Source organism: Streptomyces sp. NPDC086766 (genome assembly GCF_044746005.1).
Classification (GTDB): Bacteria; Actinomycetota; Actinomycetes; order Streptomycetales; family Streptomycetaceae; genus Streptomyces.
Genome location: NZ_JBIVBI010000026.1, coordinates 1 through 18,157, shown reverse-complemented (window position 1 = coordinate 18,157; position 18,157 = coordinate 1). Strand labels below are relative to the sequence as shown.

Below are 18,157 nucleotides of genomic sequence, written 5' to 3'. Positions count from 1 at the left end.
ACTGTCCGTACACCGTCATACGGGGACGCCGGTGCCCGCCAGGTGCTCGATCGTGCGGCGGGCGCTGGGTCCCACCAGGGCGGCCCAGTCCTGCGGCACCTCGGTCAGCCAGCCTGCCATGCGCGCCGCGAACCCGGGGACGTGGCGGCTCACCTCCACCAGGCCGCGGTCGAACACGGTCGCGCCCTCCGGGGTGCGGACGAGGAGCAGTCCGGTGCGGTGGACGAGGGCGCGGAGGTCCTCCTCGGCGGTGGACGCGGCGGCGTGCAACACCGCGTCCAGGACGGCGGGCTCCCGCTCGTGGGCCAGCAGGAAGTCGAGCAGTTCCCGGCGCAGGGGGCGGGAGGCCGGGGCGCCGGGGGTGGCGAGGACGGCCGCCAGGGCCGCCCGCAGCCGTTCCGGGCCGCCGTCCAGGAGGCCGGTGACCAGGGGGAACAGCACCGTGCGGACGGCGGCGCCGTGGTCGAGGCGCCGGTCGACGCAGGCCGCCACCTGGCCGGCGGTCTCCGGCCGCCGCCCGGCCGTCTCGCGGAGCAGGCCGACGACCCGGCGGACGAGCGCGGGCGTCGTGACGTCGACCAGGGTGCGCAGCGCCTCGTCTGCGCCGGGGCCCCGGCGCAGACGGTCGCCGAAAGCGGTGAGGACCGCCTCGGGATGGGTCGTCAGGGCGGGTGCCAGCACGCTCGGCGGGAGACACGCGTCGCCCGCCGTGAAGTGCCCGAGCGCCTGCGGAAGGTGGCGGGAGCGGGTGTGCGGGTCACGGACGAGGAGGGCGAGCGCGGCGCCGTGCAGCGCGGTGTCGGTGGGGCGGGCGAGCAGGGCGAGCGCGGCGTGGCGCAGCGGCTCGCGGTCGGCGTCGGCGCGCGCGTGCGGTGCGGCACGCAGGCCGTGGGCGGCGGCCGCGGCGCGCCGGGCGGGGCGTTCGTCGTGCGCCCAGCGCTCCACGGCCCGGCACAGCGCGGACGTCTCCTCCTCGGCGAGCACGGCCAGCAGTTCCTCGGCGCGCGGGTGCGCGGACGCGGCCAGGGCCTCGGTGAGGTCGTCCAGGGCGTGGTGGCGGTGGGTGTGCAGCAGCGCCTGCGCGGCCGTGGCCACGGTGGCGTGCGGGGTCGCGGGCAGCGGCCGCTCGTCGTCGAACCAGCGGGTCAGATGCCGTTGTACGGCGGTGGGGTCGGCGGCGAGGAGCCGCGCGGCGGCGTCGAGGTAGCGCGGCGGGCCGCCCGCGTGCGGGGCGTCGTCGGCGAGCAGGAGGCGTCTCAGCAGGTCGCAGCGGTCGGCGTCGGGCAGGGGCAGTGCGGTCCAGAAGCCGGGGCCGAAGCCGCGCGGGACGGGCCGGCCGATCTCCCGCCAGGCCACGATCCGCTCGGCGAGCAGCCGCAGCACCCCGGCGTACGGTGTCGCGTCGGGGACGCGCAGCAGGACGCCGGCGAGCAGCCGGGAGGCCCACCAGGAGTGCGGGTCGTGGTCGAGGGCGCACAGCAACTCCTCCAGCCGGACGGCCAGTCGGGGGGTGCCGTGCTGGCGGGCGACGAGGAGCAGGGCCTGGACGACGGGGCCGATGCGGTGGTGGGGGGCGGGCAGGGGGTGCGGGGCGCCGGGGGTGTGAGCGCGGTGGACCAGGACGCGCAGGGCCTCGTCCAGGTCGAGGTGCGTGCCCTGGAGCCAGTCGGCGAGCTCCTCGTGGGCGAAGCGGTAGCCGCCGCCCGCGGGGACGAGGAGGCCCTCCGTGAGGACGGCGGACGCCCAGCCGGTACCGCCGCCGAGACGGGCGGGGGCGGGGCCCCAGGGGAAGACCGCCTCGAACGACGCCCGGTCCAGCTCGCCCTCGCCGGGGCCGAGGCAGCGGCGGGCGGCCTCGTGCACCTGACCGGCGACCTTGGCGGCGAGGCGGCGGACGGAGGTGGCGGGGACGGCGCGAGCGGTGCCCTTGCCGCTCGGTCCGAGCGGGGCGGTTCCGTGCGGGCCGGTTCCGTGCGGGCCGGGGCATCCGCCCGTGCCGTTCTCGGCGGCCAGGCGGACGGCGATGCGCAGGCACATCAGGTCGAGGTGGGCGGAGAGGACGTCGTGACGGTCGATGCGGGTGCCGTGGACGGTCTGCTGCGTCCGGGCGGTCTGTAGCCGCTCGGTGGTGCGGGTGGTGCTGGTGGTGCGGGCGGCGCTGGTGGTGTGGACTGTGCCGGTGCTGCGCGTGGCGTCCGGCGAGGCGGTGCGGATGGTGGGCGCGGCGTCCGGCAGGGCGGCGCGGATCTCCGAGAACAGCCGGAGGGTGAGGGGGTGGCGGGCGGCGGCGGCTACCAGGAGGCCGTCCGGAATGCCGTAGCGGGAGCGGGCCTCCCGGGCCTCCTCGGGGGTGAGGTCGCCGAGGCGCAGGCAGGGCGGGAGGTGGCCGGGGACATCGGGGCCGGCCGGGGCGTGCAGCAGGTCCGCCGGGAACCGGGCGCCCGCCTCCTCCCAGTGCTCCTCCCGGCACGCCACCACCAGGCGCGCCCCCGACTGCCGCAGCCAGCGCGCCGTTCCCTCGCTCCACTCCGGCAGGCGGTGGGACAGGTCGAGGGGCATCTCCTCCGGACCGTCGAGGAGGAGCAGAAGGGGGCGGCCGCCGGCGCGGGCGAGGTGGGCGAGGCGCTCGGGGGTGAGGTCGGTGAGCTCGACGGGGAAGGGCGCGCGGGAGGCCGCGACGATCCGGGCCGCCCGGTCCAGCGCCCGGCGCGCCGCGTCGGCGACCGAGGTGTCGGCGCCCGCCAGGTCGGCGCCGCGCAGGTACAGGGTGGGCGCCGGTTCGGCGCCGTGGGAGCGGCGGGCGGCGAGGGCCGCGAGTTCCGTCGTACGGCCGCACCCGGGGGCGCCGACGAGGCCGAGAACCCTGGCCGGCCCCTCGGTGAACTCGGCCAACTCCCGCACCACGTCAGGGCGTTCCACCGGCACGGCCGCCCGCCCGGCCACCGGCACCACGGCCGCCCGGCCCGGCGGGGGCGCCCCGGCGGCCCGCCCCGACTCCCCCGCGCCGAGGGGCACCGCGTCGCCCCGCCCGCCGGAACCGACCGTGCCGAGATCCCCCTCGACCCACACGTGCCGCGCCGCACCCGAGGAACCGTCAGACGCCACCCCGGCAGACCCGCCCGGCCCCGCCCACCGCACCCGTGCCGCGTCCCCGCACCCGGCGCGCACCGCCCCGGCGGCCCCGTCCAGCCCCACCCACCGCATACCGGTGACATCCCGCCCCGCCCCCGTCGAGGCGTCCGCCCCCGCCGGGCCGGAGCCCGTGACGTCCGCCGGCAGGTCCGGGGCGGCGTCCGGTCCGGAGACCGGGACGGCCTCGCCCAGCCGGCGCGGGCCGCCCGTCCCGGGGCGTTCCGAGCCGCCCGGCCCGGAACGCCCGGCGCCGTCAGGAGCCGCCGGCTCCCGGCGCGCGGCCTCCGGTTCCCGCCGGACGGGAGGCGTGGTGGCCGCCGGGGGCCCGTCCTGGCCCACCGAGGTGGCGGTGAGTTCGAGGACGCCCGCCAGGTTCAGGTCGGCGCCGTACGCGGGGACCGTGGCGGCGTTGCGGGTGAGCAGCTCGGCGAGGGGACCCTCGGTGGCGGGGCGCAGCGGCACCGCGAAACCGGTGTCCCGCTCGCCGGAGCGCAGCGCGGTGCCGAGCACGGCGACCACGGCGCCGGTGGCGGCGTCGAGCACCGGTCCCCCGGCCGCTCCGCCGCCGAGCCGGAGCGCGTCCCGTCCGGCGGTGCCGATCGCCAACTCCAGTGCCCCGTCGAGGAGGTGGAGGCCGTCGATGGTGGTGTAGGTGGCGGGGGCCGGGCCCAGTACCCGGGCCTGGCGCCAGCGGTCGGCGGCGATCCGGACGTAGGTGCCCCTCTCGACGCCGTCCCGCACGGTGACGGGGAGCGGCTCCACGTCCAGGCCCTCGGTGCGGACCAGGGCGAGGCCGAGACCGGGCAGGGGGACGATGCGGTCCGCGGTCACCACGCAGGTCCGGTCGCCGCCGGAGGTGTGCAGGACGAGGCGGGACAGACCGTCGACGCTCTCGTGGCTGGTGATCACCGTGCCGTGGTGGTCGGCTGCGAAGCCGGTGCCGCGGGGTCGTCCGGCGAGGTCCCGGATCCGTACCAGGCAGCGGTCCAGGAGACGGTCCCGGGCCTCCCGGGCCCGCTCCCTGGCCTCCTCCGCCTCACGATCCGCGTCCCGCGTCCGGGGGTCCCGACCGGCGTCCGTACGGCGGTCCCGGTCGGCGGCCTGCCGCGTGCCGTCCGGCGTGCGGCGGCCCGTCCCCCTCGCCCGCGGGCCACGTCCCGTCATGCTGGAAAGCTCCCGCCGTACCTCGTGCTCCGTGCTTCGTGCTCCGTGTACGACGGTAGGCGCGCGATGATCAGCGGGATAGATCACTTCGCGAACGCGCCCCCTCACGCTCCCTCGGTTCACTCCGAGCGCCCGCACGGTCGGGTGAAAAGGCGGGGGCGGCTGGATACACCCTAGGGGTGGGGGAACCGAGGGGGGACCGTGGAGCGGCGGCTGTGGAACACGCCGTGATCGCCGCTCCACGGGCAGAGCGACCCGATCAGCCGAAGACGGCCACGCTCTTCGCCTTGCCCCGGTGCTCCTCCACGAGCGCGAGGAGGCGTCCCTCGGGGTCGAAGACGGCCACGGGGCCGGCGCCCGCGTACTCGTCGGGCATCTCCAGGCGCACCCCGTTGGTGAGCAGCCGGGCGCGCCGGGCGTCCACGTTCCACCGGGGGAAGGCGGCCGCGGCCGCCTCCGCGATCGGCATGACCGTCAGCTCCTGCTGGAGCTGGTCGAGCGTCCTGGCGGCGTCCAGCTTGTAGGGGCCCACGCGGGTGCGGCGCAGAGCGGTGAGGTGGCCGCCGACACCGAGGTCGGCGCCCAGGTCGCGGGCGAGGGCGCGGATGTAGGTGCCGGAGGAGCAGACCACCGAGACCACGAGGTCGAGCACGGGCGTGCCGTCCTCGGCGACGGCGTCGCGGATGTCGTGGACGCGGAAGGAGGAGACGGTGACCGGCCGGGCCGGGATGTCGAACTCCTCGCCCTCCCGGGCCCGCTTGTACGACCGTACGCCGTCGATCTTGATGGCGCTGACCTTCGACGGCACCTGCATGATGTCGCCGGTCAGCTTGGCGATGCCGGTGTCGACGGCCTCGCGGGTGACCCCGGAGGCGTCGGCGGAGGAGGTGATCTCCCCCTCGGCGTCGTCCGTGACCGTGTTCTGCCCGAGCCGGATGGTGCCGAGGTACTCCTTCTCGGTCAGCGCGAGGTGGCCGAGGAGCTTGGTGGCCTTCTCCACGCCGAGGACGAGGACCCCGGTCGCCATCGGGTCGAGCGTTCCGGCGTGGCCGACGCGGCGGGTCCGGGCGATCCCGCGCATCTTGGCGACCACGTCGTGCGAAGTGAAGCCCGACGGCTTGTCGACGATGACGAGGCCGTCGGGCGGGGTGGGCTTGCTGGTCATTCCGCGGTGTCGTCCGTCTCGTCGGCGGAGCCGGGCTTCCGGTACGGGTCCGCCTCCCCGGCGAAGGACTTGCCCGTGGCGGTCTCGCGCACCTGCGCATCGGAGGCGCGCGCCCTGTCGAGGAGGTCCTCGATGTTCCGGGCGGTGTCCGGCAGGGCGTCGGCGACGAAGGTGAGGGTGGGCGTGAACTTCACGCCTGCCGCGCGCCCGACCTCGGACCGGAGGACGCCCTTGGCGCTCTCCAGGCCGGCGGCCGCCGCGTCCCGCTCCTCCTCGTCCCCGTAGACCGTGTAGAAGACGGTCGCCTCCCGCAGGTCGCCCGTGACCCGGGTGTCCGTGATGGTGACGTGCGAGCCGAGCCGCGGGTCCTTGATCCCGCGCTGCAGCTTCTGGGCCACCACCTCTCGGATGAGGTCCGCCAGCCTTTTCGCCCGCGCGTTGTCGGCCACTGGTCCGTCTCCCGTTCTTTCTTCTTCTGCGTTCTGTGGTCTGGCGATGAAACGATCTCGGCTCCTCCGGCGGACCAGCGGTCTAGTCGTCCTCGCCGTGGAAGCGCCGCCGGACGGACAGCAGCTCCACCTCGGGGCGGCCGGCGACCAGCCGCTCGCACCGGTCGAGTACGTCGGTGAGGTGCGCCGCGTCGCCGGAGACCGCCGCAAGTCCGATGACGACCCGCCGGTGGAGGCTCATGTGGTCCACCTCGGCCGCGCTCACCGCGTACTTGCGCTGAAGCTCGGCGACGATCGGGCGGACGACGGAGCGCTTCTCCTTCAGCGAGTGGACGTCGCCGAGGAGGAGGTCGAAGGACAGAGTCCCCACGTACATGTGTGTACCCGGTTCACCCGCCGGTACGGGGTCGATGGTCCTGCCGTCGGAATGGGCAGGGACATCAAGAACGGTACCGCGAACCCGGCCGGTGACTCGACGGGGTTTTCTCCCGCCGTCGGGCGCTCCGGACGGGCCCTGGCGGACCGATGCCGTGCCCGGGGGCGGCCCCCGGACACGCCCGCGCCGGCCGGCGGGGAGCAAGCCCCGCCGGCCGGCGGCAGACCGCGGCCGTTACACCCGCGGCTTCTCGCGCATCTCGTACGTCGCGATGACGTCGTCGACCTTGATGTCGTTGAAGTTTCCGAGGTTGATACCACCCTCGAAGCCTTCGCGGATCTCGGTGACGTCGTCCTTGAAGCGACGCAGACCGGAGATGTTGAGGCTCTCCGCGACGACCTTGCCGTCGCGGATGAGGCGCGCCTTGGTGTTGCGCTTGACCTCGCCGGAGCGGATGAGAACACCCGCGATGTTGCCCAGCTTGGACGACTTGAAGACCTCGCGGATCTCCGCCGTACCGAGCTCGACCTCCTCGTACTCCGGCTTGAGCATGCCCTTGAGGGCCGCCTCGATCTCCTCGATCGCCTGGTAGATGACCGAGTAGTAGCGGACGTCCACGCCCTCGCGCTCGGCCATCTGCGCCGCGCGGCCGGCCGCGCGGACGTTGAAGCCGATGACGATGGCGTCCGAGCCCATGGCCAGGTCGATGTCCGACTCCGTGACCGCACCGACGCCGCGGTGCAGGACGCGGATGTCGACCTCTTCGCCGACGTCCAGCTGGAGCAGCGAGGCCTCGAGGGCCTCGACCGAACCGGAGGCGTCACCCTTGATGATCAGGTTCAGCTGCTGGACCTCGCCGGCCTTGAGCACCTTGTCCAGGTCCTCGAGGGAGACACGGCGCGTGCGCTTGGCGAAGGCGGCGTTGCGCTCACGGGCGGCACGCTTCTCGGCGATCTGACGGGCCGTACGGTCCTCGTCGACCACCAGGAAGTTGTCACCCGCGCCCGGGACGTTGGTCAGGCCGAGGACCTGGACCGGCGTCGACGGACCCGCCTCGGCGACGTTGTTGCCGGTGTCGTCGAGCATGGCGCGGACGCGACCGTAGGCGTCGCCCACGACCATCGTGTCGCCGACCCGCAGGGTGCCTCGCTGGACGAGGACCGTCGCCACGGCACCGCGGCCGCGGTCGAGACGGGACTCGATCGAGATGCCCTGCGCGTCCTGGTTCGGGTTGGCCCGCAGGTCGAGCGAGGCGTCCGCCGTGAGGACGACGGCCTCGAGGAGGCTGTCGATGTGCAGACCCTGCTTGGCGGAGATGTCGACGAACATGGTGTCGCCGCCGTACTCCTCGGCCACCAGGCCGTACTCGGTCAGCTGACCGCGCACCTTGGTCGGGTCGGCGCCCTCGACGTCGATCTTGTTGACCGCGACGACGATCGGGACCTCGGCGGCCTTGGCGTGGTTGAGCGCCTCGACCGTCTGCGGCATGACGCCGTCGTTGGCCGCGACGACCAGGATCGCGATGTCGGTCGACTTCGCACCACGGGCACGCATGGCGGTGAACGCCTCGTGACCCGGGGTGTCGATGAAGGTGATCTTGCGCTCTTCGTCGTTGACCTCGGTCGCGACCTGGTAGGCACCGATGTGCTGGGTGATGCCGCCGGCCTCGCCCGCGATGACGTTCGTCTTGCGGATGGCGTCGAGGAGGCGGGTCTTGCCGTGGTCGACGTGACCCATGACGGTGACGACCGGCGGACGGATCGCCAGGTCCTCCTCGTCGCCCTCGTCCTCGCCGAACTCGATGTCGAAGGACTCGAGCAGCTCGCGGTCCTCCTCCTCGGGGCTGACGATCTGAACCGTGTAGTTCATCTCGCCGGCGAGGAGGTGCAGCGTCTCGTCGGAGACCGACTGCGTGGCCGTGACCATCTCGCCGAGGTTCATCATGACCGCGACGAGGGACGCCGGGTTGGCGTTGATCTTCTCCGCGAAGTCGGTGAGCGACGCACCGCGCGACAGGCGAATGGTCTCGCCGTTGCCGCGAGGCAGCATCACGCCGCCGACCGACGGGGCCTGCATGGCCTCGTACTCCTGACGGCGCTGCCGCTTCGACTTGCGGCCGCGACGCGCGGGACCACCGGGACGACCGAAGGCGCCCTGCGTGCCACCACGGCCACCCGGACCACCGGGACGACCGCCGAAGCCGGGACGGCCACCGCCGCCACCGGGACCACCCGGACGGCCGGCGAAACCGCCGCCACCGCCACCGGGACCGCCGGGACGGCCGGCGAAGCCGCCGCCACCACCACCGGGACGACCCGCGAAGCCGGGACGGCCACCGCCGCCACCACCGGGACGACCGCCGCCACCGGGACCACGGCCACCGGGACCGCCGCCACCGGGACGCGGACCCGCGGCGGGACGCTGCGGCATCATGCCCGGGTTCGGACGCGGGCCGCCGGGACGCGGGGCACCGCCCTGCGGACGGGGCATGCCGCCCGGCGTCGGACGGGAACCGCCCGGAGCCTGCGGACGGGGACCGCCGCCGGCCGCACCCTGCGGACGGGGGCCGCCCTGGCCGCCGCCCTGCGGACGCGGCGCGCCGGGCGCACCGGGACCGCCGGGACGCGGGGCGCCGCCCGGACGGGGCGCCTGCGGGCGCGCCATGCCGGTGGAGCCGCCGGAGGTGAAGGGGTTGTTGCCCGGACGGGGACCGGCCGGACGGGAACCCGGACGGCCCTGGCCGCCGGGACGCGGGGCCTGACCGCCCGGACGCGGAGCGCCGGGACGCGCGGCCTGGCCGCCGCCCTGGCCCTGCCCCTGACCGGGGGCCGGACGGCCGCCGGGCTTGGGGGCGCCGGGACGGGCACCCGGACGCTGCGCCGGGGCGGCCGGAGCCGCCGGCGGTGCCGTGAACTCGGGCGCGGCCGGGGCCGGAGCCGCCGGGGCGGGACGCGGCGCCGGGCGCGGGCCCGGCGTCGGGCGCGGACCCGGGGTGGCCGGGGCGGCCGGAGCCTCGGTCCGCTCGGCCGCGGCGGGCTTGGGCGCCGCCGGGCGCGGAGCGGCCGGACGGGCGGCCTGCGCCGGAGAGGGGGCGCCCGGCTTCGCCGGGGACGCCTTACGGGGGGTGGACTTGCCGCCGCCGTTGCCCTGCTGGAGGGCGTCGGTCAGCTTGCGTACTACGGGCGCCTCGATCGTCGAGGACGCCGATCGGACGAATTCACCGAGTTCCTGGAGCTTGGCCATGACGACCTTGCTCTCGACACCGAACTCCTTGGCGAGTTCGTAGACCCGGACCTTAGCCACTTCGCTCCTTTTAGGTCCGGGTTGCGGCCGGACCGTCGCTAGTTCATGGGCGTACTCATCGCGTACTCATCGAGTGCTCATCGCAATCTCGACCTGCTTTCGACTCGCGAGGTACCAGCCGCACGGGGTTCCGCGCGGACGTCTTCCTTGCCGTGTTGCCTGCCCGGCCCGACGGCCGAGCCGGCAGCGGGCTGCCTTTCAGCAACCTTGTGCCTGCTCGACGTACTGGCGCAACGCCATTACGTCGAGCGGTCCCGGGGCGCGCAGCGCCCGCGGAAACGCCCGGCGGCGCACCGCCTGGTCGAGACAGACCAGGGCGGGGTGTACGTACGCACCCCGGCCGGGCAGCGTACCGCGAGGATCGGGGACACATTCACCCTCGACCGCCACGGTCCGCAACAGTTCGTCCTTGGCCGCTCGCTCCCGACACCCCACACAGGTGCGTTCAGGGCATACGCGGGTACGCGTCCGGCCAGACACTCCTCAGTCTACCTCCCCGCAGCAACCTCACCCCTTCGGGGCAAGGATCGAACATCGCTGCGTATGAACCTGTCGTGATCTGAGCGTTCCGCGGCCCGGATCTATTCCCCACTCCCGGGTGAACCCCGGGGAGCGTCAGTCGGCCGCCTGCTCGGTGTCCGGACGGATGTCGATGCGCCATCCGGTGAGCCGGGCCGCGAGCCGGGCGTTCTGCCCTTCCTTGCCGATCGCCAGCGACAGCTGGTAGTCCGGCACCGTCACCCGGGCCGACCGGGTCGCCAGGTCCACGACCTCGACCTTGGAGACGCGGGCCGGGGACAGCGCGTTCGCGACCATCTCGGCCGGGTCGTCCGACCAGTCGACGATGTCGATCTTCTCGCCGTTCAGCTCGCCCATCACGTTGCGCACCCGGCCGCCCATGGGGCCGATGCAGGCGCCCTTGGCGTTCAGGCCCGCACGGGTGGACCGGACGGCGATCTTCGTGCGGTGACCGGCCTCGCGGGCGATCGCGGCGATCTCGACGGAGCCGTCGGCGATCTCCGGGACCTCCAGCGCGAAGAGCTTCTTCACCAGGTTGGGGTGGGTGCGGGAGAGCGTCACCGACGGCCCGCGCACACCCTTGGCCACGCGAACCACGTAGCTGCGCAGCCGCATCCCGTGCGGGTAGGTCTCGCCCGGCACCTGCTCCTGCACCGGCAGGATGGCCTCCAGCTTGCCGATGTCGACCAGCACGTTCTTCGGGTCGCGGCCCTGCTGCACCACACCGGTGACGATGTCGCCCTCGCGGCCGGCGTACTCGCCGAGCGTCGCGTCGTCCTCGGCGTCGCGCAGCCGCTGCAGGATCACCTGCTTGGCGGTGGTGGCGGCGATACGGCCGAAGCCGGACGGGGTGTCGTCGAACTCCCGGGGCTCCTGACCCTCCTCGAGGTCCTCGGGGTCCTCCTTCGCCCACACGGTCACGTGCCCGGTCTGCCGGTCGAGCTCCACGCGGGCGTGGCGGCGGCTTCCCTCGGTGCGGTGGTAGGCGATGAGGAGGGCCGACTCGATCGCCTCGACCAGCAGGTCGAAGGAGATCTCCTTCTCCCGGACCAGGCCCCGCAGGGCGCTCATGTCGATGTCCACGGCTACGCCTCCTCTTCCTTCTTGTCCTTGCGGCTGAACTCGACCTGCACACGTGCCCGTTCCACGTCGGGGAAGGCAAGTCTGCGGGTGGTGGCCTTGCGGCCCTTCACTCCGGGCACTTCGAGGTCGAGGCCTTCGTCGTCGACCTGCAGAATCCTGGCCACCAGCTCGTCGCCCCCGGCCAGCTGGAACTTCACCAGCCGGCCCGTGGCACGCACGTAGTGCCGGTGTTCCGTGAGGAGGCGCTCCGCGCCCGGGGTGCCGACCTCGAGGGTGTACTCGCCCTCGCCCATCGCGTCCGTGTCGTCGAGCGTCGCCGAGAGCGCGCGGCTCACATCGGCGATCTGGTCCAGGTCGGCCCCGTTGTCGGAGTCGACGACGACGCGCAGCACACGCTTGCGTCCTACGGAGTCCACGGCGATCTCTTCGAGATCCAGGCCCTGGGATGCGACGAGCGGTTCCAGCAGTTCCCGCAGCCTCTCGCTCTGGGTGGTGCTCATCCGGGTGACTCCTCGGCCGCGTGTGCTGTTGTGGGATGGTCGCGTGTCTGGTGAAAGGGTATCCGGTCCCAAGGGGTGTTGCCGTCCACCTGGTCAGGGGTGGTGCCGCTGATCGGTGCCCGGCGGGGGCGCGGGTACGGTGATCATGCGCGAGCCGCCTGCGCCGGCCCGCCGGTTCCCGTACGCACTCCCCGAGGACGTCTGCCGTGCCGTTCCCCTCAGCCTCGCGCGCCCTCCTCGGGCCGCGCAGAAGGAGTCTGCTCGCCTCCGCGGCGGGGGCCGCCCTGCTCGTGGGCTGCTCCGCCGGATCCGACGCGTCCGGCGACGGCCCGTCGCCGGCCGACCGGGCACGCGCGCGTGCCGCCCGGGACAGCCAGGCGCTGGTGGAGCGGTACGACGCCGTGATCGCCGCGCATCCGGCGCTGGCGGCGCGCCTGCGGCCGCTGCGTGCGGAGGTGGCGGCCCACCGGGACGTCTTCGGCGGCGCCGCGACGGCGTCCCCGGCGGCCGAGGAGTCCCGCGCGGTGGCGGGGTCGCGGCCCTCCGCCGGAGCCACGGCGCCGGGCGGGGACGGGGCGTCCTCCTCCGCCGCGCCGTCCGCCTCGGTGCCGGGCGCGACGGGCGCCCCGAGCGTGCCGGGCGACGCGAAGGAGGCGCTGGCGCAGCTCGCCGCCGCCGAGCGGTCGCTCGCGGACCGGCGGGCCCGGGCGCTGCTGCGGGTACCCGGGGAGCTGGCCCGGCTGCTGGCCTCGGTGGCGGCGGCCGGGGCGGCGCACGCCTATCTGCTGACCGAGGGCGAGAGATGAGCGGGGCGACCCCGCCGACGGAGGGCTACCGATGAGCGAGGCGAAGGAACAGCGCGTGCGGGCACTCCAGGCCGCACTCGCCGCGGAGCACGCCGCCGTGTACGGCTACGGCGTCGTCGGCGGCCGGATCGGCGCGGGGCGGCGCGCGGAGGCACGGGCGGCTTACGACGCGCACCGGGCGCGGCGGGACGCGCTGGTGCGCGAGGTGCGGGACCTGGGCGGACGTCCGGTGGCCGCGGCCGCCGCGTACGCGCTGCCGTTCGCGGTGCCGGACGCGCCGGCGGCGACCCGGTTCGCCGCCGAACTGGAGGAACGGGTCGCCGCGGTGTACTCGGACCTGGTGCGGGCCACCGAGGGCGGGCGGCGGCGCGAGGCGGCCGGGGCGCTGCGGGAGGCGGCGGTCCGGGCGGTGCGGTGGCGCGGGGGGAGCGTAGCCTTCCCTGGTCTCGCCGAGCGGGCCGGCACCGCCACGGCATCGGCCGCGCCGACCGGGTGACACCGGCGGTGGAACGCGGGTTCACGGCTCGCTCACGGCGCGGGACGGAGACGGGAGGCGCCCTCGGCGCACGGTGACAGGGAACGCGGTCCACGAAGGGATTGACTCGCGCATGGCTTTCGAACCGCCGCAGCGTCTGGTGCGGGCACTCGGTGAGTCGGCACCGGACGGTGACGACTGGCTGGAGAAGCTGCCCGAACTGGCGCGGCAGGCCGTCGCACAGCGCGAGTTGAGCGTGGAGCGGGTCCAGGTGCCCGGGGGGCGCAGCAGCCTGGTCGTTCTGGTGCGCACGGCGGACGGGACGCCGGCCGTGCTCAAGCTGGCCCCGCCCCGGGCCCGTCCGGGGAGCGAGCGGGCGGCGCTGTCGTACTGGGGCGGGCGGGGTGCCGTACAGCTCCTGGAGCCCGGGCCGCCGTCCGGCGCCGGCGAGGAGGACGCCTCGGGCGCCGGGGGCGCGCTGCTCCTGGAGCGGCTGCATCCGGACGTGTCGGTGCGGTCGCTGCCGGAGGCGAAGGCGCTGCTGGAGGCGGCGGGCACGCTGCGGCGGCTGTGGATCGAACCGCCGGGCCCGCATCCCTTCGAGACGGTCGCCGAGCGGACCGGGCGGCAGGCCCGGGCGATGCGCGCGAGCGCCGATACGGACGCCGCCGTGGCGCCGCTGGTCGACGCGGCGCTCACGGCCCGCGAGGAACTGCTGGCCGCGCCGCCGGAGCACCTGCTGCTGCACGGCACCTTCCGGCAGAGCAAGGTCCTCGCCGGGGACCGGATGCCGTGGCTGGCGGTGGGCCCCGACCCGGTGGTCGGCGAGTGCGCATTCGACCTGGCGCGGCTGGTGCGGGACCGGGTGGAGGACCTGATCGCCTCGCCGTCGGGCGCCGCGACGACCCGGCGGCGGATCAAGCGGCTCGCGGAGTCCCTGGAGGTGGACCAGGAGCGGCTGCGCGGCTGGACCCTGTTCCGCGCCGTGGAGTCCGGCGTCCGGGCCGGCCGCGTGGGCCGCCCCCAGGACGCCGAACTGCTGCTGGAGTTCGCCACCTGGCTGTGAGCCGCCGACGGGGGCAGGCGGCGACACGCCCTGCGGTGCGGTGCGGTTCGGCGGGGCGGGAACTTCCCGCGGGGAGTCGGGCAGTGGCCACGCGGTCCGTGCAGCAGGCCCCCCCCCGGCTGGCACAGCGCACCGCCGACCGGCGTAGACCGGGAACGCGGCCAGGCCGTCACCGTCCGGCGAGCCGAGAGCCGCGGCCTGGCGAACATGACCCCGCAGGCGGGCCACGGCGGGCGGCCCGCCCGGCCCCAACGGCCAGTCCGAGGCGGCCCGTTGCGGGCAGCCGGTCGACGGCGGACGGCCCGGGCAGGACATGCCGCTCACCTCACGGACTCACGCCGCAGGCGGCAGGCAGCTCACGACGCCGACGCCCTGACCGGGAGGCTGCCGCCCGGCCCCGAATCCCCTCCGACGCCGACGCCCTGACCGGAAGGCCCCCGCCCGGCCCCGGATCCCCCCACCCAAGCGCACCGCGCCCCCGGCACGGGAAGCCGGGGGCCGGTCAGGGCGGCGGGCGGCCCGGGCAGGGCACGCCGGTCGTGTCAGGCGGGTCAGGACGCCGACGTGAGGCGGGTGATCGCCTCCTCGACGGGGAGTTCCTCGCGCTCGCCGGTGCGGCGGTCCTTCAGTTCGACGACGCCCTCGGCCGCGCGTCGGCCGGCGACCAGGATCTGGGGCACGCCGATGAGTTCGGCGTCCGTGAACTTCACGCCCGGGGAGACGCCGGCCCGGTCGTCGACCAGGACACGGACGCCGGCGGCGGCCAGCTTCTGCGAGACCTCGAGGGCCAGCTCGGTCTGGAGCGCCTTGCCCGCGGCGACCACGTGCACGTCGGCCGGGGCGACCTCCCGCGACCAGACCAGGCCCTTGTCGTCGGCGTGCTGCTCGGCGAGGGCCGCGACCGCGCGGGAGACGCCGATGCCGTAGGAGCCCATGGTGACCCGGACCGGCTTGCCGTTCTGGCCGAGGACGTCGAGCTTGAGGGCGTCGGTGTACTTGCGGCCGAGCTGGAAGATGTGGCCGATCTCGATGGCACGGTCCAGCTTGAGGCCGGTGCCGCACTTCGGGCAGGGGTCGCCCTCCTGGACGACCACCACGTCGACGTACTCGCCGACCTCGAAGTCGCGGCCCGCGACCACGTTCTTCGCGTGCGTGTGCTCCTTGTTGGCGCCCGTGATCCAGGCGGTGCCCGGCGCCACGCGCGGGTCGGCGATGTACCTGACCTTCTCCAGGCCCTGCGGGCCGACGTAGCCGCGGACCAGGTCGGGGCGGCCGGTGAAGTCCTCGGCGGTGACCAGCTCGACGGCGGCCGGGGCGAAGTGCGCCTCGACCTTGTCCATGTCGACCTCGCGGTCGCCGGGCACGCCCACGGCGACGATCTCGCCGTCGACCTTGACCAGCAGGTTCTTCAGGGTGGCGGAGGCCGGGACGCCGAGCGAGGCGGCCAGCGTCTCGATGGTGGGGGTGTCCGGGGTCGGGATGTCCTCGGCCGCGGGCACGCCGGAGGCGTCGACCGGCTTCAGCTCGTAGTTGATCGCCTCCGTGTTGGCGGCGAAGTCGCAGTTCGGGCAGTCCGCGAAGGTGTCCTCGCCGGCGCCGGCCGGGGCGAGGAACTCCTCGGACTTGGAGCCGCCCATCGCGCCCGCGGTGGCCGCGCAGATCCGGTAGTCCAGGCCGAGGCGCTCGAAGATGCGCTGGTAGGCCTGGCGGTGCAGGGCGTAGGACTCGGCCAGCCCCTCGTCGGCGGTGTCGAAGGAGTAGGAGTCCTTCATCAGGAACTCGCGGCCGCGCAGGATGCCCGCGCGGGGCCGGGCCTCGTCGCGGAACTTCGTCTGGATCTGGTAGAGGATCACCGGCAGGTCCTTGTAGGAGGACGCCTGGTCCTTCACCAGCAGGGTGAAGATCTCCTCGTGGGTGGGGCCGAGCAGGTAGTCGCCGCCCTTGCGGTCCTTCAGGCGGAACAGCTCGGGGCCGTACTCGTCCCAGCGGCCGGTCGCGTCGTAGGGCTCGCGCGGCAGGAGGGCGGGCAGCAGCACCTCCTGGGCGCCGATGGCGTCCATCTCCTCGCGGACGATCCGCTCCACGTTGGACAGGACCTTCTTGCCGAGCGGGAGCCAGCTCCAGATCCCGGCGGCGGTGCGGCGGACGTAGCCCGCGCGGACGAGCAGCTTGTGGCTGAGGACCTCGGCGTCCGCCGGGTCGTCGCGCAGCGTCTTCGCCATCAACTGGGACATGCGCTGGACCGGTGCGTTCGCCATGGTTCTCGTACTCCTGCCGATCGGGTCCCCCGCTCGGGCGCGACCGGGAGCGGAGAAGGTGATGGCTAGGAGGTTAGCCGGGCTCGCCGTGCCGGTGGAAATCGGTTATCGGCGGCGCAACGGGAGCGGGGCGCCCATCACGGCGTAGGGCATCGGGGCGCTGGGGAACATCACCCGCCGGGCCAGGTCCCCGTAGCCCAGCGAGTGGTACAGCCCGCGGGCCGGGCTGTCGGTGTCGATCGCGGAGAGGATCGAGCGGGGCTCGGTGGCGCTGTCGGTGATGGTGGTGATCAGGGACCGGCCGATGCCACGGTTCTGGTACGCCGGATGGACGTGCAGTTCGGTGATCACGAAGGAGCCGTCGAGCCAGTCGTCGTGACCGCGGGCCCGCAGATAGGGCTCGACGACGGTGGACCACCAGTGGGTGCGGTCGTTGGGCATCCCGTAGACGAAGCCGACGAGCCGGCCGTCGGCGGTGGTGGCGCCCAGCGCGCGGGCCCCCGGATACGTCATGTGGCGCAGCACGATCTGGCGTCGTACGGCGATCTCGTCGGAGCCGAGTCCGAAGGCGACCGCCTGCACGGCGAGCGCCTCGTCGATGCGGGCCGGGAGGTCGAGGGGGCCGATCACGACGTCGTCGGGGCGGCGGTGTCCGTGACCGGGAATGTGGGACATGCCGGGGAGACTACAGGGCCCGCACCGGCCTCAGGACAGCACAGTTGCCCGGGACTAGAACAGAATGCTCATGAACGCGCCGACCTCCTGGAAGCCCACCCGCCGGTACGTCCGCCGCGCCGCGGTGTTGAAGTCGTTGACGTACAGGCTCACCACCGGGGCCACGTCGGCCAGCGCGTACCGCAGCACCGCCGCCATTCCGGGGGCGGCGAGGCCTCTCCCCCGGTGCTCCGGGGCCACCCACACGCCCTGGATCTGGCAGGCCTGGGGCGTCGCCGCGCCGATCTCGGCCTTGAAGACGACGTTGCCGTGCTCGTCGAGGCGGGCGAAGGAGCGGCCGGAGCCGACGAGTTCGGCGACCCGGGCCTGGTAGAGCAGGCCGCCGTCGCCGGCCAGCGGGGAGACTCCGACCTCCTCGGTGAACATCGCCACGCACGCCGGCATGATCGTCTCCATCTCGTCCTTGCGGATGCGGCGGACGTAGGGATCCGGGGCGACGTGAGGTGACAGGCGGTCGGTGACCATCAGCGGCTGGTGGGAGCGGATCTCGCGGGCCGGGCCCCAGGAGGGCTCCAGCAGCCGCCACAGTTCCGCGGTGGGCTCGGCGGGGCCGACGATCGAGGAGCAGCGACGGCCCGCCCGCCGGGCCCGGTCGGCGAAGGCGCGGATGGCGCGGGGCGTGGCGCAGATGGGGACCAGGTTGGCGCCCGCGTAGCACAGGGACGTGAGCATCCCGTCCTCGTACCAGCCCCACATCTCGCCGCCGAGCCGCCACGGATCCAGCCCGGCGACCTGCACGCGGGACGACACGAAGGCGTTCGCGACCGGCTCGCGGTCGAGGACGGCGAGCGCGGCGTCCAGGTCGCTCGGTTCGAGCACCCGTGAGGTGGTCTGGGTCAACACGTGCGGGGCCTCACGCTGGGGATTCGCTGGTCTCCGCACTGTACCTGCCGGATCCGGGCGGCGCCGCCCCCCCGGGTGCGCCCCGGGGAGGGGGCCGCGGCGACGGCGGCGGGCGGGGTGGAGACCGTGGTCAGCCGGCGACGGAGACGGAGGGCTCGCCGGAGACGGCTCCGTCGGCCTCCATCTGCTCGGCCAGCTTCATGGCCTCCTCGATCAGGGTCTCCACGATCTTCGACTCCGGAACGGTCTTGATGACCTCGCCCTTGACGAAGATCTGCCCCTT

General features: G+C 74.6%; 14 protein-coding genes and 1 pseudogene. 3 read left to right on the top strand and 12 right to left on the bottom strand.

Annotated elements, in window-relative coordinates:
• Window positions 1-15 precede the first annotated feature (15 nt).
• The 8 genes from ACIPM1_RS31235 to rimP form a co-directional block, all read right to left on the bottom strand.
• The gene (locus tag ACIPM1_RS31235; RefSeq protein ID WP_402440360.1) at window positions 16-4,296 is read right to left on the bottom strand and encodes a serine protease; all 4,281 of its coding nucleotides are present in this window, start codon (window positions 4,294-4,296) and stop codon (window positions 16-18) included.
• A 259-nt stretch (window positions 4,297-4,555) separates the two neighbouring features.
• Window positions 4,556-5,461 carry a tRNA pseudouridine(55) synthase TruB gene (gene truB / locus ACIPM1_RS31230; RefSeq protein WP_402440358.1) on the bottom strand — a complete coding sequence of 302 codons (906 nt, stop codon included), beginning with the start codon at window positions 5,459-5,461 and terminating at the stop codon, window positions 4,556-4,558.
• Window positions 5,458-5,910: a 30S ribosome-binding factor RbfA gene (gene rbfA / locus ACIPM1_RS31225; protein ID WP_402440356.1), complete on the bottom strand. Its 453-nt coding sequence runs from the start codon at window positions 5,908-5,910 to the stop codon at window positions 5,458-5,460. Before rbfA ends, truB begins: the two co-directional genes overlap by 4 nt.
• An 82-nt stretch (window positions 5,911-5,992) precedes the next feature.
• Window positions 5,993-6,286 (bottom strand): DUF503 domain-containing protein, encoded by a 294-nt coding sequence (locus tag ACIPM1_RS31220; RefSeq protein WP_402440354.1) that lies wholly within the window; start codon window positions 6,284-6,286, stop codon window positions 5,993-5,995.
• Between the two features lie 234 nt (window positions 6,287-6,520).
• Window positions 6,521-9,589, bottom strand: a complete 3,069-nt coding sequence (infB, locus tag ACIPM1_RS31215; protein WP_402440352.1) for a translation initiation factor IF-2 — start codon at window positions 9,587-9,589, stop codon at window positions 6,521-6,523.
• Window positions 9,590-9,787: 198 nt separating this feature from the next.
• Complete coding sequence (locus ACIPM1_RS31210; protein WP_402440350.1) at window positions 9,788-10,069, bottom strand: YlxR family protein; 282 nt, start codon at window positions 10,067-10,069, stop codon at window positions 9,788-9,790.
• Window positions 10,070-10,204: 135 nt separating this feature from the next.
• A complete protein-coding gene (nusA, locus tag ACIPM1_RS31205) occupies window positions 10,205-11,191 on the bottom strand; it encodes a transcription termination factor NusA (RefSeq protein ID WP_402440348.1) in 987 nt (328 codons plus the stop codon).
• Window positions 11,192-11,193: 2 nt separating this feature from the next.
• Window positions 11,194-11,691 (bottom strand): ribosome maturation factor RimP, encoded by a 498-nt coding sequence (gene rimP, locus ACIPM1_RS31200; protein WP_402440346.1) that lies wholly within the window; start codon window positions 11,689-11,691, stop codon window positions 11,194-11,196.
• 206 nt (window positions 11,692-11,897) lie between these two features.
• On the opposite strand from rimP, the gene ACIPM1_RS31195 reads away from it, so the two are divergent.
• The 3 genes from ACIPM1_RS31195 (at window position 11,898) to ACIPM1_RS31185 (ending at window position 14,038) form a co-directional block, all read left to right on the top strand.
• Complete coding sequence (locus ACIPM1_RS31195; protein ID WP_402440345.1) at window positions 11,898-12,497, top strand: hypothetical protein; 600 nt, start codon at window positions 11,898-11,900, stop codon at window positions 12,495-12,497.
• 31 nt (window positions 12,498-12,528) lie between these two features.
• Complete coding sequence (locus ACIPM1_RS31190) at window positions 12,529-12,993, top strand: ferritin-like domain-containing protein (RefSeq protein ID WP_356193143.1); 465 nt, start codon at window positions 12,529-12,531, stop codon at window positions 12,991-12,993.
• A 112-nt stretch (window positions 12,994-13,105) separates the two neighbouring features.
• Window positions 13,106-14,038 (top strand): aminoglycoside phosphotransferase family protein, encoded by a 933-nt coding sequence (locus ACIPM1_RS31185; protein ID WP_402440343.1) that lies wholly within the window; start codon window positions 13,106-13,108, stop codon window positions 14,036-14,038.
• Between the two features lie 551 nt (window positions 14,039-14,589).
• Here the strand turns inward: ACIPM1_RS31185 and ACIPM1_RS31180 are convergent.
• The 4 genes and pseudogenes from ACIPM1_RS31180 to ACIPM1_RS31165 all read right to left on the bottom strand — a co-directional run.
• Entirely contained in the window at window positions 14,590-16,296 is a 1,707-nt protein-coding gene (locus ACIPM1_RS31180; RefSeq protein WP_356193138.1) for a proline--tRNA ligase, read from the bottom strand.
• A 105-nt stretch (window positions 16,297-16,401) separates the two neighbouring features.
• Window positions 16,402-16,971 (bottom strand): GNAT family N-acetyltransferase, encoded by a 570-nt coding sequence (locus ACIPM1_RS31175; protein ID WP_402440341.1) that lies wholly within the window; start codon window positions 16,969-16,971, stop codon window positions 16,402-16,404.
• A gap of 54 nt (window positions 16,972-17,025) precedes the next feature.
• Window positions 17,026-17,874, bottom strand: coding sequence for a GNAT family N-acetyltransferase (locus tag ACIPM1_RS31170; RefSeq protein WP_402440339.1), 849 nt, complete (start codon window positions 17,872-17,874; stop codon window positions 17,026-17,028).
• Window positions 17,875-18,004: 130 nt separating this feature from the next.
• A pseudogene (locus ACIPM1_RS31165) lies at window positions 18,005-18,157 on the bottom strand (4-hydroxy-3-methylbut-2-en-1-yl diphosphate synthase); the annotation flags it as partial.